This is a genomic window from Lentzea jiangxiensis (assembly GCF_900104175.1).
Lineage (GTDB): Bacteria > Actinomycetota > Actinomycetes > Mycobacteriales > Pseudonocardiaceae > Lentzea > Lentzea jiangxiensis.
This window is the reverse complement of sequence record NZ_FNIX01000010.1, coordinates 158,452-183,760: the sequence shown is the minus strand read 5'-3', so window position 1 is coordinate 183,760 and position 25,309 is coordinate 158,452. Positions and strand designations below refer to the sequence as shown.

Sequence of the window (25,309 nt, the reverse complement as noted above, 5' to 3'; positions counted from 1 at the left end):
TTCGTAGCAGAGTAGGCCGCATGACCTCCTTCGCCGCGTACCAGAACGAGATCTACCTGCAGGGGCTCGGCGGCGCCGTGCCGCCGTTCACCACCGACCCGGACGCGCTGGAGCAGTCCGCGCGCGAGAGGCTCGGGCCGGGGCCGTTCTGGTACGTGGCGGGAGGCGCCGGGTCGGGTGCCACCGTGCGGGCGAACCGCGACGCGTTCGAGCGCGTGCGGATCGTGCCGCGGATGCTCACGAACGCGACCGAGCGGCATCTCGGCGTGAGCGTCCTCGGCACCGAGCTGCCGGCACCGGTGATGCTCGCACCCGTTGGCGTGCAGTCGATCCTGCACCCGGACGGCGAACTGGCGACCGCGCGGGCCGCGGCGGAGCTCGGGGTGCCGATGGTGCTGTCCACGGCGTCGTCGCACACCATCGAGGAGGTCGCCGAGGCGTCGGGTGACGGGCCGCGCTGGTACCAGCTGTACTGGCCGAACGACCCCGAGGTGTGCGCGTCGCTGCTGGAGCGGGCGAAGAAGGCCGGGTACACGGCGCTCGTCGTCACGCTCGACACGTGGACGCTGGCGTGGCGGCCGCACGACCTCGACCAGGCCTACCTGCCGTTCCTGCGCGGGGTGGGCACGGCGATCCCGTTCAGCGACCCCGCCTTCCGCGCCGGGCTGCAGAAGTCGCCGGAGGAGGACCTGCCGATGGCGATCCTGCGGTGGGTGGGCATGTTCACCGGCACCGACAAGTCGTGGGACCAGCTGTCGTTCCTGCGCGAGCACTGGGACGGGCCGATCGTCCTCAAGGGAATCCAGCACCCCGACGACGCCCGCCGGGCTGTCGAGTCCGGAATGGACGGTGTCGTCGTGTCGAACCACGGCGGGCGCCAGGTCGACGGGGCGGTCGGGTCGCTGGACGCGTTGCCGGCGATCGTCGAGGCGGTGGGGGAGCAGGTCGACGTGCTCTTCGACTCCGGGATCCGCACCGGTGCGGACGTCGTGAAGGCGCTCGCGCTCGGGGCGAAGGCCGTGATGGTCGGGCGGCCCTTCGCGTACGGGCTCGCGCACGGTGGCCAGGTCGGCGTCAAGCACGTGCTGCGGAGCCTGCTCGCGGACTTCGACCTGACGCTCGGGCTTTCCGGCCACCGGAGTCCGGCCGAGCTGGGGCCGGACGCGCTGCGGTTCGCCTGAGAACGACGACGGCCGGGCCGCGGCAGCGACCCGGCCGTCGAACAGGCGTCTCCTACGGCATGGTCGCCGTCATGTGCGCCAGCGTGCCGAAGTCGGCCGGCTGCACCCGCAGCCAGCCGTCGCTCTTGGCCGCCAGGTACCGCCCGCTCGGCGTGTCGATGAACGTCAGCGGGTGGGCGCAGCGCTGCTTGCGGCCGAGGTGGTCGCGCTTGGCCGAGAAGAGCTGACCGCCCGCGGTGCGCGGCTGGCCCATGATCTCCTTCAGCTGCGCGACCAGCTGGTCGTTCGGCGTGCTGGTCGGACGGCTCTGCTGCAGGAACGAGCCGGTGTCCTCGTAGGACGGCTGCCGCTTCTGCCGCAACGCGTCCTCGGGCACCGTGATCGGGTTGCCCCTGCCCGCTGGCGTGGGCGGCAGCGCGCCGACCAGGGCCTGCGGGGCTTCCTCGGGACGGATCGGTTCGAGCACGAACTGCTGGTCCGGCGTGAGCACGATCCGCAGGGCGTCCTGACCGTTCGTCACGACGAGCACGCTCTGCTGCGGGCCGTCCTTCAAGCTGAAGAACGCCCAGTACTCCACGCCGGCCTCGACCACGAGCCGCAGCGCGTTCGCCAGGTCCGGGTGGATCTGGTTGCCGCGCGCGAGCCCGTACTGCTCGAGCTGGGCCCACGCCGACCGCTGCAGCCGTTCGAGCTCGCTCACGTCGCCCGACGCGAGGAGGTCCTCGTCGAAGTCGACCTGGGCGAGCAGCGCACGGTGCATCGTCGGCAGGCCCGCGGCGTGCCACGCCTGGTAGAGCGCCGTGACAGGGATGGCGACCCTGCTGCGAAGCACGTCGTCCCCCTATCCGCCGATGACCGGCGGAGCGACCAGCGTTCCGTCGCCGAAGATGTCCTCGGTCTCCTGCAGGTAGGACGCGGACTTGTGCTCCTTGTCCTCCTCGCCCTGACCACGACCGGCACCGGCGCCCATACCGCCCGCACCCATGCCCGCCGCGCCACCGCGACCGGCAGCGCCCGCCGCACCGGCACCAGCAGGCCCGAAGCCACCGGCACCGCCACGACCGTCGCCGGTACCGGCCACACCGGCCGCGCCACCGAAGCCGCTGCCCATGCCGCCGGGGCCACCGAGGCCGCCCGCGCGAGCCGCCGCGGCGCCACCGAGGCCACCGCCGGGTCCACCGAGGCCGCCACCGCCGCCGCCACCACCACGACCGCCGCCGGCACCACCGCCGGGTCCGCCGCCGCCGGGTCCGCCGATGCCGCGGCCCGCGCCTGGACCACCGGGGCCACCCGGCCCACCGGGACGGTTGCGCGGGTTGTTCGGGTCGAGCGGGCCACCGGGACGACGCGGGTCGTTCGGGTCCCACCTGCCACCGGGCGGCAGGCCCGGGTCGCCGATGTTGCCGGGCGGCCGCGGACGGCCGTCGTCGGTCGGCGGGGGCGGTGGGAACTTCGGGTCGACGCCCGACGGGTTCGTGCTGTCCGTCGGCGGCTTCCAGCCGGAGGTGTTCGTCTGGTCGCCACCACCGGTGCCGGTGTTCGTGCCGGTGTTCGTGCCCGTGCCGACGTTGGACGGGGTCTGGTTGTGCGTGCCCACCTGGGAGATGCTGCGCTCACCGTTGTTCGGCTGCTCCGCGACGTTGCCGTCGGTGGCCGTCGGCGCGATGAAGGTCGGCTGGTTGTTCATGCTCGCGGTGACAGCGCTGGCGTACTGGTTGAACGCACGCATGTTCTGCTCGTTCACCTGCTGGTTCCGCTCGACCGCCTGGTCGTAGTCGGTGTCCCAGGGCATCCAGTCGTTCAGGAACGGCTTGTCGGGAACCTCGGGCGGCTTCGACATCGAGTTCTTGGCGTCCGTGTACGCGGAGCCGATGGTGTCGGCGGTCGTACCTGCCTGGCTCGCGGAGTCACCTGTGACGGTCGCCCAGGTCGCGAGTGGTGACGTTCCGCCGCGAGCGGCATCACCTGCGGAACCCTCCCAGGCTGCGCCGGAGTCGCGCACGGCCTTCTCGATCAGCTGTGCCACATCACCGTGACCGTTAGAGAGTTCGCGCCAGCCGTCTGCGGTGACCGCGGTGCTTTGGCTCGGTCCGCTTCCCTTCTCGAACCACTCGTAGATCGTCGAGCCGCCCGCGAAGGGAAGCATCACGAAACCAGCGACGTTCGGCTCATCCCCAGCCATCTCGCTACCCCTTCAAGTTCGTGATGATCAGCTGCGCAACCCGCTCCGTCTCCGGGCACGGCTTCTTGGTGGCGCGCTCGTCCGTGGCACCCGCGATCTGCACCGTGACCGAATCGGTCTTGGAGACCTGGATCGAGGTCAGGCAATACATCGCTCCGTCGGTCTCATCGGTGGAAATGACGCGGACACCGTCGATCTGCTTGTCGACGAAGACCCGGTTCTTCCTCACGTTCTCGACCTGGGCTTCGAAGTCCTTGCCTTCGGTGACGCTGACCTCATAGCCCGAGTTCTTGATCGGGTCCTGTCCGTCCCACTTGCAGGTCGGGCCGAGCACGTCGGTACCCGCCGCGGCTGTCTTGACGGAGCCGAGCGTCGCAACCTGGTCGGGCTTGAGGATGTCGCACGGCTTGCTCAAGTACTTGGTGATGCTGAGCCCCGATGGTGACTCGCTCGACGTCGGCGCGCTGCTCGTCTGCTCGGTTCCGGTCTGGGCGCCTGTGGTGGGCGTGCCGCCGGTCGTGTTCCCCGTGCAGCCCGCCAGAGCACCGAACGCGAGCACGGCGGTCAGCAGGGCGGTCATGCGCTTCAAGGTCGTGTCAGCCCTTCATCGCGGCCTTGGCCGCATCGTCGGTGGCCCGGTACTCGGCGAGAGCCTTCTCGATGTTCTTGATGGTCTGTTCCAGCGCCTTCTGTGCTTGCTCGTTCGCCCACACGTAGCCGCCGGGCTCTTCGCCTGCGGTCTTGCGCATGGCGAGGGTCGCGAAGCCGCTGTACGGATCGGGTCCGGGGGCGCCCGCGAAACGGATCTTCTGACTCGACTTCCTCAGCTCCATCAGCTTCTCGAGGGCCTGTTTGAGGCCGTCGATCATCTTCTGCGCCTGGTCGGGGTCGACGCTGAACTTCGTGACTCCGCCGCCGCCCGCCCCAGCGGCCGCGCCCGCAGCGGCACCGGCAGCGGCACCGGCAGCCGCACCTGCAGCGGCACCGGCAGCCGCACCTGCAGCGGCGGCCTTGACGGGTACGAGTGCGTCGAACATCAGCATCTCAGCCAGCTCCCCTCAGAACTCCACACCCCGGTTAGAGGATTTTCGCATAGGACCGGTTCCCCGTGGAGGCGATCGAATCAGCTGATCAGGTCACGTGGCCGATTCGTCCAAGACCCCCGCACGACGACCGGCCTAGGTTCGGGACATGATCGGACAGGCGAGGAACTTCCTCTGGCTCAACGCCCGCACGCTGGAACAACGCTGGTTCGAGCACGTTTTCGACGGCGGCAGCGCCGAGGCGGTGGTCCGGGCGGTGCTGGCCTACCGCAACGACGACGGCGGCTTCGGCCACGGCCTCGAACCCGACCACCGCGGGCCCACCAGCCAGCCGCTGCACGCCCTGCGCGCGCTGCAGCTCTTCGCCGCGGTCGGCGCCCCTGACCAGGCCGAACCGGTTCTGACCTGGCTGCAGGACACGTGCCCGGACGGCAGTGTGCCGTTCGGCTTCTCCACCTCCCGCGACCACCCCAGGGCGCCGTGGGTCGCGGCCGACGACCGGGGCGGGCTGCTCCTCACCTCCCAGATCGCCGCCGCCCTGCACGCGATGAAGATCGGCCACCCGTGGCTCGACCGGGCCACCGAGTACTGCTGGCTGCAGATCGACCGGCTGGAGCGGACCCACCCGTACGAGCTGCGGGGCGCGGCGATGTTCCTCGACGAGGTCCCGGACCGGGCTCGCGCGGAGCTCGCCGCGGAGAAGCTCAGGCACCTCACGCAGAGCACCGAGGGATATGCGGAGGGCGAGGGCCTGGATCCGCACGAGTTCGCGCAGAAGCCCACCAGCCTCGCCAGGGCCTGGTTCACCGACGACGAGTTCGCCCAGGACCTCGACGCGCTCGAACAGGGCCAGCGGGAGGACGGCGGCTGGACCTTCGGCTTCCCCGCCTTCACCCCGATCGTCCACTTCGAATGGCGCTCGATCGCCACCGTCGACGCGTTGCTGACGCTGCGCCGCTACGGCCGGATCAGCTGACCGAGCGGCACGCCGGCGAGCGCGCGAACCTCGCGGGCCAGGTGCGCCTGGTCCGCGTAGCCGGCCTCGGCGGCGACCGACGCGAACGGCATCCCGTTCCGCGCCAGGCGCACCGCCGTGTCGAACCGCAGCACCCGTTGCAGCACCTTGGGCGGATACCCGAACGCGTCGAGGCACCGCCGGCGCAACTGGCGTGCGCTCAGCCCGATCTCCCACGCCGCCGAGGCGACGTCGGCGCGGCGCAGCAACGACGCCGTGGCGGCCAGCGCCGGGTCCACGACGACCCGCGAAGCGCAGAACTCCACCACCTCCGTGAACGAGGTCAGCCGCGCGGAGGGGACCAGCTCCGGCAGCGCCACCCGCTGGTCCCGGACGGCGTGCGCGGGCACCCCGAAGACGGAGGGGAAGGCTCCCGGTGGCAGCCGGACGCCGTACAACGTCCCGGGCGCGACGGAAGCGAGCTGCGCCTCGGTGTCCGGTCCGGCCACGAACAACGCCCCGGCCGCCGGTGTCCACATGAGATCTGTGCAGCCGTCCGGCACGACGCGCTGCACGGTCGGCGACGAGACCGTGCGCGTCCAGAGGCAGGCCAGGCCCGCGGGAGCGGGACGTTCGGCGTACACGGGTCCATCAAAGCAAATGGCGCCGCATCCGATGAGGATGCGGCGCCAGGTGGTGGACGATACTGGGATTGAACCAGTGACCCCTACCGTGTCAAGGTAGTGCTCTCCCGCTGAGCTAATCGTCCGCAGCGAACGGACGGAATACTAGCGGACGAGCACACCCCGGCACACGAGCGGGGTCAGGTTCCGAACTTCACCCAGTTCACGCTCACGTACGGCGAAGGCTGCCCGCTCGTGAAGGTGATGTAGACGTCGTGCGTGCCGGTGATGTTCGAGATGTTCGCGGGGATGGTTCTCCACGAGTCCCACCCGCCGGTGCTGCCCACCGCGAACGACCCGACCGGTGCGGCCGTGCGCGACCCGAGCCGCACCTCGACCAGGCCGCTCACGCCACCGCCCGCCCCGGAGGCGACGCGGGCGTAGAACTGCCGCGCGGGCCCGGTGCCGAAGTTGACGCCGGAGAACTTCAGGTAGCCGCCGTTGCCGATCTGGTGCACACCGGAACCGCCGTCACCGGGCGCGACCGAGCCGCCCGACCGCTCCGAGGCGTTCTCCGCCTGCAGCTCGCTGTACGCGGAACCCCCACCGCCGGGGTTCGACGTGGTGGTCGTCGGAGGGGTGGTCGTCCCGCCGCCGGACGAGTAGACGGCCACGTAGTCCACGACCATCGAGTGCCCGGACTGGGTGGCCGCGACAGGGGTCGGCTGGTTGTTGTTCAGCGCGTTCGGGAACGCGCCGCCCATCGCGAGGTTGAGCAGGATGAAGTGGCCCGCGTGCGACGTCATCGCGTTCCACACGTTGACGCCCACCCGTGCCTGCGTCACCTGGTGGAACGACTGGCCGTCGACGAACCACGTGAACGTCTTCGCGGCGTCGTCCCACTCGAAGCGGTACGTGTGGAAGGCGGTCTGGCAGGACGCGCCGGGGCACGTCCGCGAGTTGCCGATGCCGGTGAACTCGCCGCAGGCGCCGCCGGGGGCGACGTCGCAGTGCAGAACGCCCCACACGGAGTTGATGCCGTTGACGTTCTCCATGATGTCGAACTCGCCGATGCCCGGCCAGTTCCAGTAGTTGCCGCGGTACGGCGCGCCCAGGGTCCAGAACGCGGGCCAGTAGCCCAGTGCCGCCTCACCGGTGACGTTCGGCATCTGGATGCGGCCCTCGATGGCGAGCTTGCCGCCGGCGGGGGGCTTGAAGTTGGAGCGCTGGGTCTCGATGCGCGCCGACGTCCAGTTGCCGGCGCCGTCCTTGAGCGCGGTGATGCGCAGGTTGCCGTTGCCGTCGAGCTTGATGTTGTTCGTGCTGTTCGTGTAGTTCTGGATCTCGCCCGTACCCCAGTTGGCAGGTCCGCCGGGGTAGCCGTGGCCGAGGTCGAAGATCCAGTTGGAGCTGGACGGCAAGGTCCCGCCGGGACCGTTGAAGTCGTCACCCCACACCTGCGTCCATCCCGATGCAGGGGGTGGGATCGAAGCGTTGGCGGACATGGCGGCGATCGCCAGGGGTACCGCGGCAAGAAGAGCTGTCGTGGCCGCGAGAACGCGGCGTCGTTGCCTCATGCGCGAGTGACCTCCTTGTCACGGGTGCAGTCCACTTATGAGAGCGCTCTCACGGTGCAAGAACAAGCGCCCGTTCGGACCAACGGCACAAGACGGCGGAGTCTCGTCCAGACTCACTTCGCGTCGGCGTAGCAGGTCACGGGCACCGCGTTCATCGGGAAGCGCACCGATGTCCCGCCGAACAGCAGCCGCGTCGCCTCGCGGCCCGCCTGGGCGATCGCCTCGACCACGGCGTCCGCGTCCTCGCGGGGGCAGTGCACGAGCACCTCGTCGTGCTGGAAGAACACCAGGTGCGCGTCGGCGGGCAGCCGGGTGCGCAGCACGCCCAGCAACGCCGCCGTCCAGTCCGCCGCGCTGCCCTGCACCACGAAGTTGCGGGTGAACCGCCCCCAGTTCCGCGCCGCCTGCCGCGACGACCGCGACACGTCCCCCGAGTCGTCCGCGCCGCCGGTCAGCTCCTGCCAGGCCGCGGACGGCGTGGGCGAGGTGCGGCCGAGCCTCGTGCGCACCATCCGGCCCTGCTCGCCGGCCTGCGCCGCCGCCTCCACGTACCCGACGGCGATCGGGAACCTCTTGCGCAGCACGGCGAGCAGCGGCCCCGCCTCGCCGGACGTGCCGCCGTACATCGCGGACAGCATCGCGATCTTCGCGCGCGACCGCTCGCCCTTGAACGAGTCCTCCGCCAGCGCCGCGTAGAGGTCGTCGTCGCCGCAGACCTCCATCAACCGCTCATCTCCTGACAGGGCAGCGAGAATTCGCGGCTCGAGCTGTGAGGCGTCGGCCGCCACGAGGCACCAGCCGTCGTCCGCGATCACGGCCTGCCGCATCAGCCGCGGGATCTGCAACGCCGCCCCGCCGCGCGACGCCCACCGCCCCGTGACCACGCCCCCGACGACGTAGTCCGGCCGGAACCGCCCGTCCGAAACCCAGGTGTCGAGCCACGTCCAGCCGTGCGCCACCCACAGCCGGGCGCGCTCCTTGTAGTCCAGCAGCGGCGCCACCGCGGGGTGGTCGACGTTCTTCAGCACCCACCGCCGCGCGGACGGGACCTCGACGCCCGCCCGCGAGAACGCCCGGACGATGCTGGCCGGCGCGTCCGGGTTGATCTCCCTGCCGCCGAACGCCTCCTGGATCTGGTCCGCGAGCGCCTGCAACAGCTTCGGCCGGGCGCCCGGCGCCGGACGCGGCCCGAGCACCTCCTCCAGCAACCTCGTGTGCACGTCCGCCCGCCACGGCAACCCGTGGTGCGTCATCTCCGCCGCCACCAGAGCCGACGCCGACTCCGCCGCGATCAGCAGCCCCAGCGCCGGGTTCCGTTGCTGTGCCCGGAAAACCAGCGGCAGCGCGGCCAGCGTGTCCGTGTCGCCGGGCAGCGACACCGGCTCCGGCCCGAACAACGTCAGCGCGTCGTCCTTCTTGGGCGGTCCCACGTCGGCGGGCGCGGGCAGCCCGAGCACGCGCGCCAGCGCCCCCGGCAGTTCGCGGGGCTCCCGGTGCCTGCCCTCGGTGCCGAGCAGCAACGCCTCCGTCAGGTGCAGGTCCCAGCACCGGTCGACCCGCACCCCGGCCCGCAGCAGCGCGGGGTAGACCTCGGACGTGTCCGCCCACACCCAGCGGGGCCGGTGGGCGCGCTCCAGCGACGCGACGGCGGAGGCCAGCGACGGAGCCCGCATCGGCGGACCGGCGGGCGTCCCGTCGTCGCGCAGCTCCTGCCACCGGCCCGCGCCGTCCGCTTCCGGGACGAGGGCGACCAGCACACCTCAGATTGTGCAACCGACCCCCGACAGTTTCAGTCCAGGCTGAAAACCGGCCGCCGCCGACTGGTGGACCTGCTCCAAGCCCTGGGGGCGGCGGAGTGGGAGGAAAACGGGAAAAGACCACGATGGTGTGGTCTCCCTACCCTTCCCCGGACCCGCGACCGACTATGGGTGCGTGGACCGAGCACTCAGCGTCGTCGCGTTGCTGGATCCCACCCGTCAGGTGGTCCCCTTCCACGGCAGAGAACCAGAGCTGGACGCGCTCGCGCTCTGGCGCGACAGCCCCACCGCCCAGGCGTCCCTGCTGCTGCACGCCCCGGCCGGCGCGGGCAAGACCAGGCTCCTCCGGCACGTCGCCGAGCACTGGGACGAGGAGGCGCACGGCAGGCTGCTGGTGGTCGACGACGCCGACCGCCTGACGTGGAACGACGTCTTCGTGCGACTGCAGGACACCCTCCGGCACGGGCCGGTGCGCACGCGGGTGCTGCTGGCCGCGCGGACCACGGGCTGGTGGTGGTCCTCCACCCGCCAGCGCATCGCCGACTTCGACCACGAGGTGACCGACCTCGAGCTCGCCCCGACGATGGGGGACCGGACCGAGTCGTTCACGCTGGCCTGCCGGCACTTCGCCGAGCAGCTCGACGTGACCGCACCGGACGAGCCGCCGCCGAACATCGCGCACGAGACCGTCCTCGACCTGCACATGGCCGCGCTGACCGCCGTCCGCGGTGACCCGTGCGACGTGAACCGCACCCAGCTCGTCCGCCGGCTGCTCCAGCACGACGGCGGTCCGGAGACCGGGCGCCTCGCCGAGGACCACTTGGCGGTGGCGACGCCGGACAACCCGGACCCCGACCTGCTCGCCCGCGCGGCACTGCGCTGGCCCGCCCTGAGGCCCAGGCTCGACGAGCTCCTCACGGGCACGCCGGAGGTCGTGCGCGACATGGCCCGAGACAGCCTCCGGATCGCCGCCGAGATCGGGTCGCCCGCCACCGTCGGGGCCATCGCCCGCCAGGTCTTCCGCGACGAGCGCTTCGCCACCGACGCGATCCCGTCGATCCTCACCCGACGGCTGGTCGAGCGCGCCGGCGGCACCCTCGAACGCGCCGAGATGTACGGGATGCTCAGCGCCCGCACGATGCTGTGCGGCCTGCGCCAGGAGTCCGTCGACGCCTCGCGCGCCGAGGTGCGGTGCTACCGCGAGCTCGTCGAGCAGGACCGCGAGAACCGGCCGCTGCTCGCGGACGCGCTGGGCGACCTGGGCCTGCGGCTGGTCAACGCCCAGCGGGGCGACGAGGTGCTCGCCGTCTCCGAGGAGGCGATCGCGCTCTGGCACGAGATCGCGCTCGACGACCCGGAGACCGTGCCGCAGCTCGCCGCCGCCCTGGAGCAGATCAGCTACCGCTACCAGGCGCTCGGCCGCGACGAGGCCGCGATGACCGCCATCAGCCGCGCCGCGCTGCTCTTCCAGGAACTCGCCACGAACCACCCGGCGCTCTTCCGCGCGGACTTCGCGCGGGTCGCCGCCGCGATGGCCCGCCGCTTCCACGTCGAGGGGCAGAAGCAGCACGCCGCCGACTCGATGCAGCTCTCGATCGCGAACTGGCGGGTGCTCGCCCAGGAGGACCCGCGGTTCGAACCCGAGCTCGCCCGCAACCTCGTCACCGCCGGCACCATGTTCGTCGACCTCTGCAGGGCCGAGGCGGCGAGCGAGTCGCTCCAGGAGGCCGTCGGCCTGTTCCGGCGCCTGGCCGTCGCGAACCCCGGCACGTTCGGCACCGGCCTCGCCGACGCGTTGATGCGGCGCGGCCGGGCATTGCGGGAGCTGGCCGACGACGTCGAGGCCGCACTGACCGCGCGCGAGGCCGTGATGCTCTGGCGGGAGACGGGCGACCGCAGGGGTGTGGGCGCTGCCCTGCTCACCGTGGCCCAGGTCGTCGGTGACGTCGGAGCGGCCGAGGAAGCCGTCGAGGTGTACCGGGAGCTGGTCGCCGAGGACGTCGTCCGGAACCAGGCAGGCCTCGTCGTCGCCCTCGCCGTGCTCGTCGAGCAGCAGCTCCTGCGCGGTCAGGACGGAGAGGCGCTGCACACCGCCGACGAGTGCCTCGGCATCTGCGACCGCCTGCCGTCGCAGCTCGTCGAGTTCTTCGGCGACGAGCTGGCTCCGGCGTTGCAGGACACGGCACGCCGGCTGTCCGAATCGGACCACCACGTGCGTGCGCTGCGGATGTCCGAGTTCGCCGTCGACGTCTGCCGCGCCATCACGGCGAAGACCCCGCCCACGGTCTACCTCTCGGCCGTGCAGCAGCACGTGTGCCGGCTTCGTGCTGCGGAACGGAAGGAAGAAGCGAGGAACACGGCGCACACGGCCGTGGTGCTGTGGCACCTGACCGGGCTCGACCTCGACCGGCACCCCGGCTACGCGGACGCGCTCACGATCTACGGGGCGCTCTGCGCGGAGACGGGGTTCGAGGTGGGCAAAGCACTGCGGCTCACCCACCGCGCGGTCGAGATCCTCCGCGAGGCGGGTGAGCCGGTGAAGCTGGGGTTCGCCCTCGAAACGGTCGAGGCGCTCAGCTCGTCGTGAGCAGCGAGCGCACGAAGAACGCCACGTTGGCCGGACGCTCCGCGAGACGCCGCATGAAGTAGCCGTACCACTCGTCGCCGTACGGCACGTAGACGCGCATGCGGTTGCCCTCGGACGCGATGCGGCGCTGCTCCTCGGGCCGGATGCCGTACAGCATCTGGAACTCGTACGAGTCCTTCGAACGCCCCGAGGCCAGGCCGGCCGCGATCGCGATCAGGCGCGGGTCGTGCGAGGCGACCATCGGGTAGCCCTGGCCCTCCATGAGGACCTTCAGGCAGCGGACGTACGACAGGTCGACGTCGTGCTTGTCCTGGTACGCAACGGAAGCGGGCTCCTGGTAGGCACCCTTGCACAGCCGCACGCGCGATCCGGCGTGCGCGAGGTCGCGGCAGTCCTGCTCGGTGCGCTTCAAGTAGGCCTGCAGCACCGCACCGACCCACGGGAAGTCCACGCGCAGCTCGCGCAGGATGCTCAACGTGGAGTCCGTGGTGGTGTGGTCCTCCATGTCGAGCGTCACGGTCGTGCCGACGACAGCGGCGGCGGCACAGATGCGACGCGCGTTCTCCAGCGCGATCTTCTCGCCGTCCACCGGCAGCGACTGGCCCACGGCCGACAGCTTGACCGACACCTCGGCGCCCTCGGTGAGCCCGTGCGACTCCAGCCGGGACAGCAGGGTCAGGTACGCCTCGACCGTGTCGGTGGCCTGCGACTCCTCGACGGTGTCCTCGCCGAGGTGGTCCAGCGTGACCAGACGGCCGTCCGCGAGCACCTCTGCGGTCGCGTGGACCGCGGAGGTGACGTCGGCTCCGGCGACGAACCGTTCGACGACCGGCCGGGTCAGCGGCGTCGACTCGACGAGCTTGCGGGCACCCGCGCTGCGGGACGCCAGGAGGAGGCTGGAGCGCAACATAGGTTCACGTCCTCGGGGTGTGGGAGGTGGGAGGAACGTCCGGACGCTTGTGGCGCAAGGACGTTCCCCTCACTCGGGAGGGCCTGGTCTAGCCCTGGTGCGGGTGCAGGTGGGAGGTGGGCGCCGCGAAGGTTTCCTTGATGGAGCGCGGGCTGACCCAGCGGAGCAGGTTGTGGACCGACCCCGCCTTGTCGTTCGTGCCGGACGCGCGGCCGCCGCCGAACGGCTGCTGACCCACGACGGCACCGGTGGGCTTGTCGTTGACGTAGAAGTTGCCGGCGGCGAACCGCAGCTCTTCCTGCGCGTGTGCGACGGCGGCGCGGTCACGGGCGATGATCGACCCGGTCAGACCGTACGGCGCCGCGTTCTCCATCTGCTTGAGCACCGTCAGGTAGTCGGCGTCCTCGTAGACGTGGACCGCGAGCACCGGGCCGAAGAACTCGGTGGTGAACACGGAGTTCGCCGGGTCGGAGCCGACGAGCACGGTCGGCCGGACGAAGAAGCCGTCCGAGTCGTCCGCGGTGCCACCGGCGGCGATCTCCAGCGACGAGTCCGCGCGAGCGGCCTGCAGCACGCCCGACAGCTTGTCGAACGAGCGGCGGTCGATCACCGCGCCACCGAAGTTCGAGAAGTCGGTGACGTCGCCGTAGGTCAGCGCGTCGACCTCGGCCAGGAACTGGTCCTTGATCTTGTTCCACACCGAGCGCGGCACGTAGGCGCGCGACGCGGCGGAGCACTTCTGGCCCTGGTACTCGAAGGCACCGCGGATCATCGCGACGCGCAGCACGTCCGGGTCCGCCGACGGGTGCGCGAGGATGAAGTCCTTGCCACCGGTCTCGCCGACGATCCGCGGGTACGAGCGGTAGTTCGCGATGTTCGCGCCGACCTGCGCCCACAGCTTCTGGAACGTCGCGGTGGAGCCGGTGAAGTGGATGCCCGCGAGGTCGGGGGAGCCCAGCGCGACCTCGGACACGGCGAGGCCGTCACCGGGCAGCAGGTTGATGACGCCGGGCGGCATGCCCGCCTCTTCCAGCAGCCGCATGGTGAGGTGCGCGGCGAACGACTGGGTGGGCGACGGCTTCCACAGCACGACGTTGCCCATCAGCGCGGGCGCGGTCGGCAGGTTGCCGGCGATGGCGGTGAAGTTGAACGGCGTGATCGCGTAGACGAAGCCCTCGAGCGGGCGGTGGTCGGTGCGGTTCCACACGCCGGGAGACGAGATCGGCTGCTCGGCCAGCAGGTTGCGGGCGAACTGCACGTTGAAGCGCCAGAAGTCGATCAGCTCGCACGCCGAGTCGATCTCCGCCTGGATCGCGGTCTTCGACTGGCCGAGCATCGTGGCGGCGTTCAGCGTCTGGCGCCACGGGCCGGCGAGCAGGTCGGCGGCGCGCAGCAGGATCGCCGCGCGGTCGTCGAACGACATCGCGCGCCACGCCGGGGCGGCCTCGCGGGCAGCGCGCAGGGCGTCGGTGGTGTCCTGCTGGGTCGCGCCGGCCAGCGTGCCGAGGACGGAGCGGTGGTTGTGCGGCTGGACGACGTCGAACCGCTCGCCGCCACCCATGCGCTGCTCGCCACCGATGGTCAGCGTCAGCTCGTGCGGCTCCTTCTGCAGCTCGGCCAGCTTGGCCTGCAGCTCAGCGCGCTCCGGGGTGCCGGGGGCGTACTGCAGGACCGGCTCGTTGACCGGGGCGGGAACCTGGGTGACCGCGTCCACTCGCAACTCCTCTTCGAATCAGCGTCGGTACGCACACCGTAAGTCCGCGCGACCTGGCCACGGTTGTCCGACTGACCAAGGTTCACCAGGTCAGATGTACGATCGAACAGTGTTGAAGGCCTCCGGGCGATGAGCCTCCGCCACCTCCTGATCGCGCTGGGCGACCCGCTCGTGGAACTCCAGGTCGCCCCCGGCGGCCTGGAGGTCGACGTGCGCGACGTCGTGATCATGGACCCGGACGACCCGCCGGACGTCTCCGCGGGCGACCTCGCGCTGGTCATCGGCGCACGGGGCCGGGCAGCGCTGCCGCTGGTCAGAGCCGCCGGTCGGGCGAGAGCGGCGGCCGTCGCGGTCAAGGAGAGCTCCCCGGCCCTCGAACAGGCCGCGACGGACGCGGGCGTGGCGCTGCTCGAGGTCCGGCCCGAGGTCCGCTGGGGCCACCTGGAGTCGCTCGCCCGGAGCGTCCTGACGACCACGACCGACGACAGCGAGGTCCTCGGCGACCTGTTCGCGCTCGCGCAAACGATTGCCACCCTGACCGGCGGCATCGTCAGCATCGAGGACACCGCGAGCCGCGTCCTCGCCTACTCCCGCTCCTCCGACGAGGTCGACGAGCTGCGCCGGCTGTCGATCCTCGGCCGCCAGGGCCCCGAGCCGTACCTGAAGATGCTGCGCGAGTGGGGCGTCTACAACCTGCTCCGCTCGGGCGAGGAGGTCGTGCGGATCGACGAGCGCCCGGAGCTCGGCATCCGCCGCCGCATCGCCGTCGGCATCCACGCCGGGGCCCAGCCGCTCGGCACGATCTGGGTGCAGGAGGGCGACCAGCCGCTGACCGAGCAGGCCGAACGGGCCCTGCTCGGCGCCGCCCGCGTCACCGCCCCGCACCTGATCCAGCAGCGCAACCAGCCCACGTCGAGGTTCCGCGAGAACCTCCTCGCCGCGTTGCTCACCGGACGGATGGACGCCGCCACCGTCGCGGGCCAGATCGGCGCCGATCCCGGCAAGCCCGCCGCCGTCGTGGTGTTCGCCCTGCGGGGCGGCGAAGGCGACCGCAGCGAGCACGAGCTGCGCCGCGCCGAGATGACCGGCCTGATCTCCGTGCACGCGGCCGCGTACCGGCGCAGCGCCCTGGTCAGCGAGTCCGGCGGCCGCACCTACGTGCTGCTGCCGGACCTCGCCCCGAACGCCCAGTTGCTGAACCTGACGCGGGAGATCGTCACCACCGCCCGCCGGCACCTGCACACGTCCGTCCAGGCGGCCGTCGGCTCCACGGTGTCCACACTGGACGACGCGCAGGTCTCCCGGCAGGAGGCCGAACGCGTGCTCGACGCGATGGCCCGCGACCTCGACGCCGAGGTGGCGACGCTCGCCGACGTGCGTTCGCAGGTCCTCGTGAGCGAGATCCTCGCGCTGTTGCAGGACAACCCGCGCATCAGGGACCCGCGCATCGACGCGCTCGACCCGGAACTCGCCAAGTCGCTGCTGGCCTACCTCGACGCGTTGGGTGACGTGCGCGCCGCGGCGGACAAACTGCACGTGCACCCGAACACGTTGAGATACCGGCTCAAGCGGGCCAAGGAGAGCGGCCTCGACCTGGACGACCCGCTCGTGCGCCTCGTGGCCCAGCTTCAGCTCAGGATGCGGTAGAGCAGCGCCCGTTCCGCGATCGTCCACGTCGTCGTGGTGAGCAGGTACAGCCCGGCGGCCAGCGGCAGGTAGGCCGCCACCAGGATCGTCCCGAACGGCAGCACCTTCACCAGTCCCGTCATGAACCCCGGCTGGGGCGGTGCGGTCATCCGCGACTGCTGCCACTTCACGGTCAGGTAGGCGACGACGGCGAGCAGCCCGAACAGCACGAAGAACACCCACGCGAAGCTGCTCATGAAGTGAGCACTCAGCGACACCCCGAAAATCGTCCCGTCCAGCAACGGGTTCGGAGTCGTGACCACCTGGTAGACGACCATGAAGAACGGGACGGTCGCGAGCATCGGCAGCATGCCCGCGAACATCGAGACGCCGTTGCGCTTGTAGACCTTCTGCGACTCCTCCGAGAACCGCACCAGGTCCTTGCCGTACTTCTTCTGCAACTTCTGGATCTCGGGTGCGAGCTCGGCCTTGGCCTTCTCGCCGCGCACGGCCGCGCGGTAGAGGGGGTGCAGCGCGAGCCGCACGACGATGGTGAACAGGACGATGGCGAGCGCGGGCGTGCCGAAGCTCGCCAGGGCAGCGCCCAGGTCAGCGAACAAGGGGTTGTTCCTCCGTCTTGAGTCGGGACGTGCGGACGTGTCAGAACGTCCGGCATCCCGGTGCTCGGGGACGGGCCCTGCCTGCGGCGTCGGGGTTTCGCAGGCGCAACTGTGCCGTGCGCTGGGCTCGTTCGCGGATCGAGAGCGACCGCGCCGGTGCCACCGAGAGCGGCACCAGCGCGACGACCACGATCAACACGAGGGCGAGCGCGGTCACGGCCGCGACGACCTCGGTGGGCGATGAGAACAGCGTGAAGGCGTAGAGGGCGGGCAGGAAGACCGCGAGCGCGAGCACTGCCCGCTGCTTGGTCTCCGGCCGCCACATGCCTTGCAGACTACCTGGACCTGACGGGAACGGGGGCGGTCTCCAGCAGGACGCCTGCTCCGTCGTAGAGCCTGACCTCCTTCGGCTTGCCCCGGCTCGGCCACCACGTGACGATCCAGCCGTTGCCGAGGCTCGCGGTCACCTCCAGCGCGTCCTCGGTGACGATGACCGCCTTGTCGACCTTCGGGCTCACCCGGCCGGTCAGAATGGTCGTGCTGGTGCCGCCGCTCACCTCCGTCATGCCGATTCGCGGGGCGAGGTCGGCGAACAGGCGGTCGCCGAGCGGCTCGCGTTCCTCAACGCTGCCGTGGGCACTCATTCCGACGTCCTTCGGTGTTCCCCAGCACAGCGCCTCGGACTGCGGACCGGTGAACACCACCATCGTCATGTCGCCGCGCTGGTCGGTGACCGCCACCTCACGCGGGGCCGGCCAGACCGGACGCCCCTCCAGTCCGCGCTCCGCGTCCATCTGGTCGAGCGTCTTCCCACACGCCGCGATCATGGGCGCCAGGTCGACGGGCGCCCTCGGTTCGGCGGTCCACGACGCGGAGGCGTCCTGGTTCGTCGGCGTCCACAGCACCAGCGTCACGGCGACGGCGGCCACGAGAGCCGTCGAGGGCACTGCGAAGCGCCACCACCGGCGGGACGGCTTCGCGCTGACCTCGTTCAGCAGCGCGTGCTTGCGCACCTGGAGCCGAATCGGGTCCAGGTGCGGGATGTCCGGCGTGATGTTCACAGCGCCTCCTTCACCAGTGCGCCGCGCACGGTGCGCTGCGCGCGAGCGAGCCGGGACTTCACCGTGCCGACCGGGATGCCGAGCACCCGGGCGATCTGCGCCTGGCTCAGGTCCGACCACGCGGACATCTCCAGCACCTCCCGGTCCCCGGCGGGCAGCTTCTCCAGTTCCGCGATCACCGCCCGCGTCCTCGCCTCGGCGTCCACCCGCCGTGCGACGTCATCGGCGTGGTCGTCGTCCGCGTGCTGCGGCGGAACCTTGCCCAGAGCGGCCTTGTACCGCGTGCGGGCGCGTTGGTGGTTGCGGGTGACGCCCAGTGCGACGGTGTACAGCCACGGCAGCAGGGACCCCTCGACCACCACTGACGCGCGTTTGCGCCACGTCTCCAGGAACACCACGGACACCAGGTCCTCGGCGACCGCCCACGTGCCGGTGCGGCGCAGGCAGTAGGCGAACACGGCCTGGGCGTGGCGTTCGAACAGCTGCCCGAACGCCTCGCTCGCACCGGCCCGGACCTGTCCCCACAGTTCTTCGTCGGTCACGGACCCTCCTCTCTGCCCCGTTATGTCCGCGGGGGCGGGAGTGGTTCACGACTCGACGAGACCGGGCCGTCCGGGGTGGTCGTAGCGCACGAAGAGGTCCGCGACCGGCTCGTAGTCGTCGAACGCGGGCAGCGTCCACTCCTCGGCCGTCTTGCGCTTCAACGCGCCGGGGGAGAGCCACAGGTGCACGGTCAGCTCGGCCGGCAGCCACCGGTCGAGCATCAGGGTGCCGTCGACGAGCACGACGCCGTTCTCCGGCAGGTCGACGTACTCGGCGCGGCTCGCCCGGTCGGTGGCGGCGTTCCACAGCGACGGCAGCACCCTGCCGTCCACCGCCGGGTCGAGCACCTCGCGTTGCAGGCCCTGGTAGTCGAACCAGTCGTGCCGGTACGAGTACGAGTCGGTGCGGCCGTGCTCCAGCCGCACCGACGCCGGTCGCAGGAAGTCCTCCAGGGACACCCGTCGCACCGCACGGCCCAGGGCGCGCAGGGGTTCGACGACGGCGTCCGCGAGCGCGCCCGGTGCGGCGGCGGGCGCGCCGTCGACCAGGACGCGCACCCGTCCGTCGAGCTCCGACACCCGGCCGGCGATCTCGGCGACGAGCGTGTCGAAGGTCAGCGGCCGGACCTTCACCGCCACACCGCTTCCGGTCGCCAGTCCGCCCAGGCCGGGTCCCACCAGACTTCACCGGACACCAGCATCTTCTCGATCTTCACGGCCTCGGCCCGGATCTCCTCGGCCTCCTGCGCGGAGTACTTGCCCGACGCGACCTGCTCCTCGAACTCGTCGAGGTCGCGCTGCTGCCAGGTGCCGTCCGGGGCGACGGTGTAGTCGAGGGCGTGGTCGAGCGTCTCGAAGCCGTCCTCGACGCGGCGGTACGGCGCCTGCAGGTTCAGGTAGTAGTTGCCGAAGACCCGGTCCGCGCCCTTCCAGAACAGGTCGACGGAGTAGGCGTCCTGCGGGCGGTGCAGCATGAGCTTGCCGTGACCGCGCCAGAAGCCGCGGTCCGGCTTGTCCCACGGGTGCGGGTGGTGGTGGCTCGGGTAGGTGAGCTTCGTGCCCGGTTCCACGAACACGGCGAACAGCCCCGGCTCGTCGACGACGACCCTGGTCGGCATCTCCGACCAGACCTTGCCGTGCAGCACCTCGCGCCGCACCACGACCTCACCCGGCGCGAACAACCTCATGGTCAGAACTTACGTGATCACGCACGGCCGCGTCCCCGGCCATCATCCTCCGCTTGAGCGGCGGAACGGCGTTGGTCACCCGCAGGAACGTCCGCGAGAACGCCGCCACGACCCGTCCGATCACGGGCTTGTGGGCCAGGCTGGTGCCGTCCATCATCTCGCGCGACGCCTCGACGGCCTGGAACCCGTACTCGACCATCTCGCGTTCGTACTCGCCGATCGCCTGCACCACGTCCTTGCCGCGGTGGGCCTCGACGAGCTTGCGGGACAACAGTTCCGCGTCCCGCAGCGCCGTGTTCGCGCCGATGCCGCGGCCGGGGGTCATGAGGTGCACCGCGTCGCCGATCATCGTGACGTTGCTCGGCTCCCACGGCCGCAGCCGCTCGGACGTGCGGACCTTGATCTGAAACACGGTCTCGGGCGTCGCCAGCGCGAACAGCCTGCGCAGGTCCGGGTGGAACCTCGGCGTCAGGGCCAGCACGACCTGCTTGAGCTCGGCCTGGCCCATGCCCTTCATGTCCGGGAACCTCTCGTGCGCCGCCGCGTAGCCCCACATGATGTAGTCGTCCTCGACGCCGGTGCCGTCGAAGCGCATCACGTGGATGATCACGAACTCGCCGCGCGGCCCGAACACCAGCGTGATCCCGCCGTCGGCCAGCGGTGGCAGCAGCTTCGCGTTCTCCTCGGTCAGCGGCAGCTTGCCCGCGATCGACGTGATGCCGGTGTCGACCACTGCGGCATCCGGCAGGCGCAGCCTGCGCACCTTCGACTGCGCGCCGTCCGCACCGACCAGGACGTCGCCGGTCGCGGAGGTGCCGTCGTCGAAGTAGGCGGTGACGGTGCCGTCGTCGTTCCGGCTGTAGTGCCGGAACGTCTTGTCGAACCGCACGACGTCGTCCAAACCGCCCAGCAGTGCCGTGCGCATCGCGATCCGGCTCACGGACTTCTCGCTGCGGCTGTCGTCGGCGTCCGTGGCGATGTCGCCGGTCAGCAGTTCCCCGTACTTCTCGGTCCGCATGACGATGTGCTTCGGCGGCCGGGCCGTGGTGCGGACGAACTCGGCGAACACCTCCGGCGGCAGGCAGCTGTGCAACGCCTTGCTGCCGTCGGGGCTTATCCCGACCCGGTAGCCGATCAGCATGCTGCGCGGTGTGCGGTCGCGTTCGAACACCGCGACGTCCACGCCGGCCTTCTTCAACCCGTGCGCCAGGCACAGGCCACCGGTCCCCGCTCCGATGATCACTACGCGCATGAGAATCCCCCTCGCCAAATATCTTAGCGAGGAAGATATTTGGTTTTCGAGAGTCTTGTCAATCGTCCTGACCGAGTCTCCTCAGCCGGGCGGTGGCGATGGCGAGCCGCACGTCGTCCGGCGGCAACAGCCTGACCAGCTGTTCCAACGCCTCGACGTCGTGCTCTCCCGAGTCGGTCTGGGTGAACGTCCACAACGCGTTCGCGTCGCCACGCGCCAGGACCGCCGTGCGCACGCCGGTCGCGAGGTCGTCCCGCTCGGCCAGCACGACGGGCGCCTCCGAGCGGCGCAGCAGCGACCCGCGGTACCTGCTCGCGGCCAGCGGCACGTCGCCGTCCGTCAGCGCGGCCCGCACCGCCAGGAAGTCGGTCTCGACGTCGGCGGTGAGCCGGTACGGCCTGGTCGCGAGCACGTCGGTGCCCAGCTGGGCGCGCAGCCGGTGCAGCTCGGCGCGCACGGTCGTGGGGTTGCCGCGCTCGCCGTACAGGCGCAACGCGAGCTGGTCGGCGGACAGCCTGCCGTGCAACGTCAGCGCGCACAGGATCTCGGCGTGCCGCAACGAGATCGGCACCTCGCGGCCGTCCAGCACGACCTTCGGTTCCGGCAGCAGGAACGACAGCGACAGCACGCTGCGCCGGACGTGGCGCTGACGGGGGATGCGCAGCAGGTAGCCCCGGGCGAGCGGTTCGAGGACCGCCTCGCGGCCGTCGGGCAGCCGCACCCTGTCCGCGGAGACGTCGACGCGCGGCGGCAGCAGCCCGTACGGCTCGACCGCGACGACCCGCCCGGTGGGGCTGAGCAGCGCGCCCGGTTCACCGCGCAGCGCGATCAGGTGCCGCATGTTGCGCGACCGCAGCTCCTCGTCCTGCGCGTGCATCCGCGCGAGCATCTCCGACTCCGCGAGCCGGGCCGACGCCGACACCAGCGCCACCATCGAAGGGTGCACCGTCTCGATCGGGCCGCTCAGGTCGACGACGCCGATCGTGGTCCCCGTGTCGGGATCGCGGATGGGGCTCGCCGCGCACGTCCAGTGGTGGTAGGTCCGCACCAGGTGCTCGGCCGAGTGGACCGTGACGGTCGAGTTCACCGCGAGCGCGGTGCCCATGCCGTTCGTCCCCGCCGCGCCCTCCGACCAGAGGGTTCCCGCCGCCAGGCCGACGTCCTCGGCGCTGCCGCGGGTGTCCTTCGAGCCCTCGCACCACAGGATGTGGCCCTGCGCGTCCGCGACGATCATGATGTGCTTGGCTTCCTCGGCGAAACCCAGCAGCGTCTCACGCAGCAGCGGCAGCGTCGGGTGCAGCGGGTGGCGTTCGCGCAAGCCGGGAAGCTCGTCCGCGGCGAACACGGTCGGCGCGGTGTGCAGGTCGGGATCGACGTTCGCGGCGAGTGACCGCTGCCACGACGCGGAAATCACTGAGCGTGGCAAATCGACCGTGCGAGTACCACTCAGCACGGCATCTCTGACGCGACTCAGCAACAGTGCGTGTTGCCCAGGTTCGTGGGCCACTGATCCATCCACGGCTTGCAACGAGCATGCAACGTTCTGCTGCCTACTTTCTCATTTTCCCCACCACAGTCCCGCAGTGGGCCATCTTCCGGCAGGAGCTGAGAATGACGCAGTACGCGGCACCGGGGCAGCCCGGCAGCGTGGTCGCGTACCGGCCGAGGTACGACCACTTCATCGGCGGCGACCACGTGGCGCCCGTGACCGGTGAGTACGTCGAGAACGTCACGCCCGTGACCGGCGAGGTGTTCACCGAGGTCGCACGCGGCACCGATGCGGACCGGGCCCGCGCGCTGCACGCCGCCAGCGGTGCCGCCCAGGCGTGGGGGAACACCACGGCGCGAGAGCGCGCCACCGTGCTGGGCGAGGTCGCGGACCGCATCGAGGAGCACGCGACCGAGCTCGCCGTCGCCGAGACATGGGACAACGGCAAGCCCGTGCGCGAGGCCCTGGTCGCCGACGTGCCGATGCTGATCGAGCTCTTCCGCCAGTACGCCGCCGTCGTCCGCGCCGAGGTCGGCGAGGTCGAGCAGCTCGGCCGCGACACCTGCGACTACCGCTCGTTCCAGCCGCTCGGAGTCGTCCACGAGCGCGTCTCCTGGACGTTCCCGCTGCTGAACGCCTGCCGCGTGCTCGCACCCGCCCTGGCCGCCGGCAACGCCGTCGTCCTGGAGCCCGCCCTGCAGACGCCGGCGTCCGTCCACGTCCTGGTCGACGTGATCGCCGACCTGCTGCCGCCCGGCGTCGTCAACGTCGTCACCGGCTCGGACGACCACCCCGCGACGTCCGGCCGCTGCCCGAACATCTTCTTCTCCGACGTGACCGCGCGCCGCGACGGCTTCCTCGACAAGGCCCTCGACGGCTTCGCGATGTTCGCGGCCAACCAGGGCGAGATCGCCACGGCCCCGTCGCGCGCGTTGCTCCAGACCGCCGTCTACGAGGAGTTCCTGCACCTCGCGACCGAGCGCACGCAGGCGCTGGAGCTGGGAGACCCGCTCGACACGGACACCATGGTCGGTGCCGTCGTGAGCCTCGCGCAGCGCGATCGGGTTCTCGCGTACGTCGAGCGCGGCAAGGCCGAGGGCGCCCGCCTGGTGACCGGCGGCGAGGCCGACGGCCACTACGTCCAGCCGACGATCTTCGAGGGCGACCACCGCTCGTCCGTGTTCACCGACGACGTGCTCGGCCCCGTCGTGTCCGTGACGAGGTTCGACGACCGCGACGACGCCCTGAAGATCGCCAACGAGGCCGCCGCCCAGCTCGGCGCCGGCATCTGGTGCCGTGACATCGCGTTGGCGCACACCGTGGGCCAGGACCTGCGCGCCGAGCGGGTGTGGGTCAACAACTACCACCCGTACCCGGCGACCACCGCCGCGCTCGCCGAGTACCGCCGCGTCAAGCACCTGGTCGTCAGCTACTCCGACCGCGGGCAGGGCTACTTCTAGTCCCGGTCGGGCCAGGGGACCTGAGGGCTGGGGTGGAAGTTGACGCCCTGGACCCTCCAGCGCTCGGCCTGGGCGGCCAGCCGCGGGGCGAACGCCTCCCAGTCGTGGACCTCGGCCGGGGCCCAGGCGAGTTCGGCCGCCGCGGCGAGCCTGGGGAATGCCATGTGCTCGACGTCCGCCGAGGTGGTGACGGTCTCCGTCCACAGTGGAGCTTCGATGCCGTGGACGTGTTCCTCGGACACGCCCTCCAGGTGGGCGCCGGGATTCCAGTCGTAGGTGTCCCTGACGTCGACCAGGCCCGCCCAGGTGAGGCCCAGGGGCGTGGTGTCGTCGTACTTGATGTCCAGGTAGACGTGGTTGGCCGGGGACATCAGGACTTTGTGGCCGCGTTGCGCCGCCGCGGCCACGTTGTCGTCGGTCGTCGTGGTGGCCCAGAACTGAGGGATCGTCGCCGGGTCGTCGCTGGTCTTGATGAACTCGTGCCAGCCGATGGCCGTCTTGCCGTACTTCCTGACCAGTGGGAGCACACGCGTCATGAAGGTCGCGTAGTCCTCTTCCGGCGTGGAAAGGGCTTCGTCGCCGCCGATGTGGAGGTACGGGCCCGGAGTCATCGCGGCTACCTCCCGGATGACGTCTTCCACGAAGGCGTAGGTGACGTCCTTGTGGATGGCCAGGGACGAGAAGCCCACGTCCGTGCCGGTGTAGTGGGGCTTGGCCTTGTCGTCGTCGTTCAGCTCCGGGTAGCTGGCCTGGGCCGCGTTGGTGTGGCCGGGCATGTCGATCTCCGGGATCACCGTGATACCGCGGTTCGCCGCGTACTCGACCAGGTCCTCGTACTCGGCCTGGGTGTAGTGGAGGTCGCCTGTCCGGCCGCCCACCTCTGTCGAGCCGCCCGTCCTGGTCAGGTCGGGCCAGCTCTTGATCTCCAGGCGCCAGCCCTGGTCGTCGGTCAGGTGCAGGTGGAGGTAGTTGATCTTGTAGGCCGCGATCTGGTCGATGTAGCGCTTGACCTCGGCGGGGGTGAAGAAGTGTCGTGCCACGTCCAGCATCGCGCCCCTGTGGTGGTACCTGGGGTGGTCCCGGATGCTGACCGCGGGGATCTGCCAGGGGCCTTGCCGCTGGGACCGGGCTTCGATCTCGGGGTCGAACAGCTGGCGCAGGGTGGCCACGGCGTTGAAGTGGCCGGCTGGGGAGTTGGCCTTGATGGTGATCTGGTCCGGGGTGACGTCCAGTTGGTAGCCCTCGGTGCCCTGTTCCTCGGCTGCGCCGTCGGTGAAGAGGATGCGGCCGGTGGCGTCGTCGACCGGCAGTGCGAACCTCGTTGAACGGCGGAGTACTTCTGCCAGGCGCTCTGCCGGTTCTCGGGCGGCTGCGGTGGCCTGGACGGTGGTGTCCGGTGCGAGGGTGTGGGTGCCTTGGGCCGGGGTGACCTTCACCGGGTGGGGGACCAGGTGGGGCAGGGGGTTCTCGGTCACCTCGGCGCTCCTGCTGCTGGTTGCGTTGGGTGGTCGTGTTTTGTTGTCGGGTGCCGGTTTTACTGCTC

23 protein-coding genes and 1 tRNA gene are annotated in these 25,309 nt (G+C 70.9%); 5 read left to right on the top strand and 19 right to left on the bottom strand.

What is annotated here, in order from left to right:
• The first annotated feature begins 20 nt into the window (after nucleotides 1-20).
• A complete protein-coding gene (locus BLQ91_RS24865) occupies nucleotides 21-1,181 on the top strand; it encodes a lactate 2-monooxygenase (protein ID WP_090100267.1) in 1,161 nt (386 codons plus the stop codon).
• A 52-nt stretch (nucleotides 1,182-1,233) separates the two neighbouring features.
• On the opposite strand, the gene BLQ91_RS24860 is transcribed toward BLQ91_RS24865, so the two are convergent.
• From BLQ91_RS24860 to BLQ91_RS41610, 4 genes are read right to left on the bottom strand one after another with little or no spacing between them, the layout of a single operon-like run.
• The gene (locus BLQ91_RS24860) at nucleotides 1,234-2,013 is read right to left on the bottom strand and encodes an ESX secretion-associated protein EspG (protein WP_090100266.1); all 780 of its coding nucleotides are present in this window, start codon (nucleotides 2,011-2,013) and stop codon (nucleotides 1,234-1,236) included.
• 9 nt (nucleotides 2,014-2,022) lie between these two features.
• On the bottom strand, nucleotides 2,023-3,327 hold the full coding sequence (locus tag BLQ91_RS24855; RefSeq protein WP_176959945.1) for a PPE domain-containing protein: 1,305 nt from the start codon (nucleotides 3,325-3,327) through the stop codon (nucleotides 2,023-2,025).
• Nucleotides 3,328-3,367: 40 nt separating this feature from the next.
• Complete coding sequence (locus BLQ91_RS24850) at nucleotides 3,368-3,922, bottom strand: DUF3558 domain-containing protein (RefSeq protein WP_176959944.1); 555 nt, start codon at nucleotides 3,920-3,922, stop codon at nucleotides 3,368-3,370.
• 37 nt (nucleotides 3,923-3,959) lie between these two features.
• Complete coding sequence (locus tag BLQ91_RS41610) at nucleotides 3,960-4,406, bottom strand: hypothetical protein (RefSeq protein ID WP_176959943.1); 447 nt, start codon at nucleotides 4,404-4,406, stop codon at nucleotides 3,960-3,962.
• 148 nt (nucleotides 4,407-4,554) lie between these two features.
• Here BLQ91_RS41610 and BLQ91_RS24835 point away from each other — a divergent pair, with 148 nt between their 5' ends.
• Entirely contained in the window at nucleotides 4,555-5,382 is an 828-nt protein-coding gene (locus BLQ91_RS24835; protein ID WP_090100262.1) for a hypothetical protein, read from the top strand.
• Here BLQ91_RS24835 and BLQ91_RS24830 read toward each other — a convergent pair.
• The 4 genes from BLQ91_RS24830 to BLQ91_RS24815 form a co-directional block, all read right to left on the bottom strand.
• The gene (locus BLQ91_RS24830) at nucleotides 5,364-6,005 is read right to left on the bottom strand and encodes a helix-turn-helix domain-containing protein (RefSeq protein ID WP_245733789.1); all 642 of its coding nucleotides are present in this window, start codon (nucleotides 6,003-6,005) and stop codon (nucleotides 5,364-5,366) included. The two genes, BLQ91_RS24835 and BLQ91_RS24830, sit on opposite strands and share 19 nt — an antisense overlap.
• A gap of 50 nt (nucleotides 6,006-6,055) precedes the next feature.
• Nucleotides 6,056-6,130 (bottom strand) — tRNA-Val (locus BLQ91_RS24825).
• A gap of 54 nt (nucleotides 6,131-6,184) precedes the next feature.
• Nucleotides 6,185-7,561, bottom strand: a complete 1,377-nt coding sequence (locus BLQ91_RS24820; protein ID WP_090100261.1) for a carbohydrate-binding protein — start codon at nucleotides 7,559-7,561, stop codon at nucleotides 6,185-6,187.
• Between the two features lie 113 nt (nucleotides 7,562-7,674).
• Nucleotides 7,675-9,318, bottom strand: a complete 1,644-nt coding sequence (locus tag BLQ91_RS24815; protein WP_090100260.1) for a bifunctional 3'-5' exonuclease/DNA polymerase — start codon at nucleotides 9,316-9,318, stop codon at nucleotides 7,675-7,677.
• Nucleotides 9,319-9,493: 175 nt separating this feature from the next.
• On the opposite strand from BLQ91_RS24815, the gene BLQ91_RS24810 reads away from it, so the two are divergent.
• Nucleotides 9,494-11,905: a P-loop NTPase family protein gene (locus BLQ91_RS24810; RefSeq protein WP_090100259.1), complete on the top strand. Its 2,412-nt coding sequence runs from the start codon at nucleotides 9,494-9,496 to the stop codon at nucleotides 11,903-11,905.
• On the opposite strand, the gene BLQ91_RS24805 is transcribed toward BLQ91_RS24810, so the two are convergent.
• Together BLQ91_RS24805 and pruA are read right to left on the bottom strand one after the other, a co-directional pair.
• On the bottom strand, nucleotides 11,892-12,815 hold the full coding sequence (locus BLQ91_RS24805) for a proline dehydrogenase family protein (protein ID WP_090100257.1): 924 nt from the start codon (nucleotides 12,813-12,815) through the stop codon (nucleotides 11,892-11,894). The genes BLQ91_RS24810 and BLQ91_RS24805 overlap by 14 nt on opposite strands.
• A gap of 88 nt (nucleotides 12,816-12,903) precedes the next feature.
• Nucleotides 12,904-14,529 (bottom strand): L-glutamate gamma-semialdehyde dehydrogenase, encoded by a 1,626-nt coding sequence (gene pruA, locus BLQ91_RS24800; protein WP_090100255.1) that lies wholly within the window; start codon nucleotides 14,527-14,529, stop codon nucleotides 12,904-12,906.
• Between the two features lie 129 nt (nucleotides 14,530-14,658).
• Between pruA and BLQ91_RS24795 the strand changes: the two genes are divergently transcribed.
• Nucleotides 14,659-16,176, top strand: a complete 1,518-nt coding sequence (locus tag BLQ91_RS24795; protein ID WP_090100253.1) for a PucR family transcriptional regulator — start codon at nucleotides 14,659-14,661, stop codon at nucleotides 16,174-16,176.
• Here BLQ91_RS24795 and BLQ91_RS24790 read toward each other — a convergent pair.
• From BLQ91_RS24790 to BLQ91_RS41605, 8 genes are read right to left on the bottom strand one after another with little or no spacing between them, the layout of a single operon-like run.
• A complete protein-coding gene (locus BLQ91_RS24790; protein ID WP_090100251.1) occupies nucleotides 16,158-16,775 on the bottom strand; it encodes a YidC/Oxa1 family membrane protein insertase in 618 nt (205 codons plus the stop codon). The genes BLQ91_RS24795 and BLQ91_RS24790 overlap by 19 nt on opposite strands.
• A gap of 40 nt (nucleotides 16,776-16,815) precedes the next feature.
• The gene (locus BLQ91_RS24785) at nucleotides 16,816-17,100 is read right to left on the bottom strand and encodes a DUF6412 domain-containing protein (protein WP_090100249.1); all 285 of its coding nucleotides are present in this window, start codon (nucleotides 17,098-17,100) and stop codon (nucleotides 16,816-16,818) included.
• A gap of 10 nt (nucleotides 17,101-17,110) precedes the next feature.
• Nucleotides 17,111-17,836, bottom strand: coding sequence for a hypothetical protein (locus BLQ91_RS24780; protein WP_090100246.1), 726 nt, complete (start codon nucleotides 17,834-17,836; stop codon nucleotides 17,111-17,113).
• Complete coding sequence (locus tag BLQ91_RS24775; protein ID WP_176959942.1) at nucleotides 17,833-18,378, bottom strand: RNA polymerase sigma factor; 546 nt, start codon at nucleotides 18,376-18,378, stop codon at nucleotides 17,833-17,835. The genes BLQ91_RS24780 and BLQ91_RS24775 overlap by 4 nt, the downstream gene beginning before the upstream one ends.
• Before the next feature lie 45 nt (nucleotides 18,379-18,423).
• Nucleotides 18,424-19,011, bottom strand: coding sequence for a nucleoside/nucleotide kinase family protein (locus BLQ91_RS24770; protein ID WP_090100374.1), 588 nt, complete (start codon nucleotides 19,009-19,011; stop codon nucleotides 18,424-18,426).
• The gene (locus BLQ91_RS24765; protein ID WP_090100242.1) at nucleotides 19,008-19,565 is read right to left on the bottom strand and encodes a ribonuclease FAU-1 family protein; all 558 of its coding nucleotides are present in this window, start codon (nucleotides 19,563-19,565) and stop codon (nucleotides 19,008-19,010) included. Before BLQ91_RS24765 ends, BLQ91_RS24770 begins: the two co-directional genes overlap by 4 nt.
• Nucleotides 19,543-20,817 carry an FAD-dependent oxidoreductase gene (locus BLQ91_RS24760; RefSeq protein ID WP_090100240.1) on the bottom strand — a complete coding sequence of 425 codons (1,275 nt, stop codon included), beginning with the start codon at nucleotides 20,815-20,817 and terminating at the stop codon, nucleotides 19,543-19,545. Before BLQ91_RS24760 ends, BLQ91_RS24765 begins: the two co-directional genes overlap by 23 nt.
• Before the next feature lie 58 nt (nucleotides 20,818-20,875).
• Nucleotides 20,876-22,231 carry a GAF domain-containing protein gene (locus tag BLQ91_RS41605; RefSeq protein ID WP_176959941.1) on the bottom strand — a complete coding sequence of 452 codons (1,356 nt, stop codon included), beginning with the start codon at nucleotides 22,229-22,231 and terminating at the stop codon, nucleotides 20,876-20,878.
• Between the two features lie 197 nt (nucleotides 22,232-22,428).
• On the opposite strand from BLQ91_RS41605, the gene BLQ91_RS24750 reads away from it, so the two are divergent.
• On the top strand, nucleotides 22,429-23,766 hold the full coding sequence (locus BLQ91_RS24750; protein WP_090100236.1) for an aldehyde dehydrogenase family protein: 1,338 nt from the start codon (nucleotides 22,429-22,431) through the stop codon (nucleotides 23,764-23,766).
• Here BLQ91_RS24750 and BLQ91_RS24745 read toward each other — a convergent pair.
• The gene (locus tag BLQ91_RS24745; RefSeq protein WP_245733788.1) at nucleotides 23,763-25,241 is read right to left on the bottom strand and encodes a beta-N-acetylhexosaminidase; all 1,479 of its coding nucleotides are present in this window, start codon (nucleotides 25,239-25,241) and stop codon (nucleotides 23,763-23,765) included. The genes BLQ91_RS24750 and BLQ91_RS24745 overlap by 4 nt on opposite strands.
• Between the last annotated feature and the right edge of the window lie 68 nt (nucleotides 25,242-25,309).

Excerpts from the sequence above, each read along its gene's own strand:
- BLQ91_RS24750 (WP_090100236.1), top strand. The coding sequence starts at position 22,429 with ATGACGCAGTACGCGGCACCGGGGCAGCCCGGCAGCGTGGTCGCGTAC.
- BLQ91_RS24835 (WP_090100262.1), top strand. The coding sequence starts at position 4,555 with ATGATCGGACAGGCGAGGAACTTCCTCTGGCTCAACGCCCGCACGCTG.
- BLQ91_RS24820 (WP_090100261.1), bottom strand. The coding sequence starts at position 7,561 with ATGAGGCAACGACGCCGCGTTCTCGCGGCCACGACAGCTCTTCTTGCC.
- BLQ91_RS24805 (WP_090100257.1), bottom strand. The coding sequence starts at position 12,815 with ATGTTGCGCTCCAGCCTCCTCCTGGCGTCCCGCAGCGCGGGTGCCCGC.
- BLQ91_RS41610 (WP_176959943.1), bottom strand. The coding sequence starts at position 4,406 with ATGCTGATGTTCGACGCACTCGTACCCGTCAAGGCCGCCGCTGCAGGT.
- BLQ91_RS24760 (WP_090100240.1), bottom strand. The coding sequence starts at position 20,817 with ATGCGCGTAGTGATCATCGGAGCGGGGACCGGTGGCCTGTGCCTGGCG.
- BLQ91_RS24865 (WP_090100267.1), top strand. The coding sequence starts at position 21 with ATGACCTCCTTCGCCGCGTACCAGAACGAGATCTACCTGCAGGGGCTC.
- BLQ91_RS24855 (WP_176959945.1), bottom strand. The coding sequence starts at position 3,327 with ATGCTTCCCTTCGCGGGCGGCTCGACGATCTACGAGTGGTTCGAGAAG.
- BLQ91_RS24795 (WP_090100253.1), top strand. The coding sequence starts at position 14,659 with ATGAGCCTCCGCCACCTCCTGATCGCGCTGGGCGACCCGCTCGTGGAA.
- BLQ91_RS24785 (WP_090100249.1), bottom strand. The coding sequence starts at position 17,100 with ATGTGGCGGCCGGAGACCAAGCAGCGGGCAGTGCTCGCGCTCGCGGTC.
- BLQ91_RS24765 (WP_090100242.1), bottom strand. The coding sequence starts at position 19,565 with ATGAGGTTGTTCGCGCCGGGTGAGGTCGTGGTGCGGCGCGAGGTGCTG.